Source organism: Lentilactobacillus rapi DSM 19907 = JCM 15042 (assembly GCF_001436255.1).
Lineage (GTDB): Bacteria > Bacillota > Bacilli > Lactobacillales > Lactobacillaceae > Lentilactobacillus > Lentilactobacillus rapi.
The window spans coordinates 1-1320 of record NZ_AZEI01000044.1 but is presented as its reverse complement, the minus strand read 5'-3'; the positions used below and the strand labels follow the sequence as shown (position 1 = coordinate 1320).

At 42.4% G+C, this 1320-nt stretch carries 1 protein-coding gene; it reads left to right on the top strand.

Features of this window, described 5'->3' with window-relative positions:
• Positions 1-109: 109 nt before the first annotated feature.
• Positions 110-1320: MucBP domain-containing protein (locus FD12_RS05900; RefSeq protein WP_162258720.1), on the top strand; the 1211-nt coding region annotated here is incomplete at its 3' end.

Below are 1320 nucleotides of genomic sequence, written 5' to 3'. Positions count from 1 at the left end.
TTGGCCATGGGCCATTCTTTATTTAATTAGTGTTGCACTTAAAGTGTAAATTCAAGACTTAAAGCCGCAGGAAATGCCTGGACCCACCACTAACCCTTGGAACAATGGAATGACAATTATTCAAAATCCTTATAAGTATTTTATGATTGCCCAATATATGGATAAATCGTTATATAACGTGCCAATTTTCGTTGATTTAATTCCTTATCAAACCAATGTTGCTCAATATAACTATGAGATTCAACCCGTGGATACCGGTGGTAATCCGATTAGTGGCTATACCCCCACAGTTATTTCCGGTACGGCTGGCGATAAAGTAACGGTCCCAACCATTAAGGGTTACACGGTTAATGATGACAAAGTCGATAACAATCAGCAGGTAACCCTGCCTGATGGTAATAGTAGCCAAACGACGATTATCAAAGTGGCTTATGATGCCAATACCGTGTCTTACACTATTCACCCAGTTGATCAAAACGGGAATCCGTTAGGCCACGATGTTAGTGGTAACGATGCTGCCGGCAAATATGTGAATATTCCCGATGTTCCCGGGTATGTGGTTAATGATCCTAAGGTGGTTAACCAAAACCAGGTAATCATTCCTGATGGCGGTGGTACCATTGACGTGGTTTATAGCAAGCCATTTGCTGATGACACCACTTTGAATATTAACTACCTGGATAATGATAATAATCAGTTGCTTCAGCAAAAGGTGGTTCACGGAACTATTAATGACCCCTATAAAATTGATACAACTTATTATCCGGATACCCTGACCATTAACGGCCAATCCTATACCCTGGTTAAATCCAAGATGCCAACTAATTTAACCGGCACTTTAACGGCCAATACCACGCCAGTCATCTTTTACTATCAAAAGACGGTAACGCCACCCAACCCTAATCCAGGTCCGGGACCAGAACCAACGCCAATTATTCCAACACCCACACCAACGCCAATTATTCCAACACCCACACCAACACCGGTAATTCCAAGCAAGCCAACAACTACTAACCAGCCGGCGGTTCCTAATAACGTTGCCAAAAAAGGGGAAGCCGTTTACGCTTTGAAACACATCTATCTGTATCAAAGCAACAACTTTACCAAAGGCGGTCGCAAGTTTAGCTACGTTAAAAAGCCCCGGGTCAACCGGCCAATGTTTGTGGTGACGGATTACAAGTATAGCAAGAATCACGTGCTCCGATATAAAGTCCGTGACGTCAATCATCATAGTAAATCTGCTGGTATGACGGGTTACATTACCGCTAATACTAATTATGTCCGTCCAGTATACTATCACAGTAAGCATTCAACTTTGAC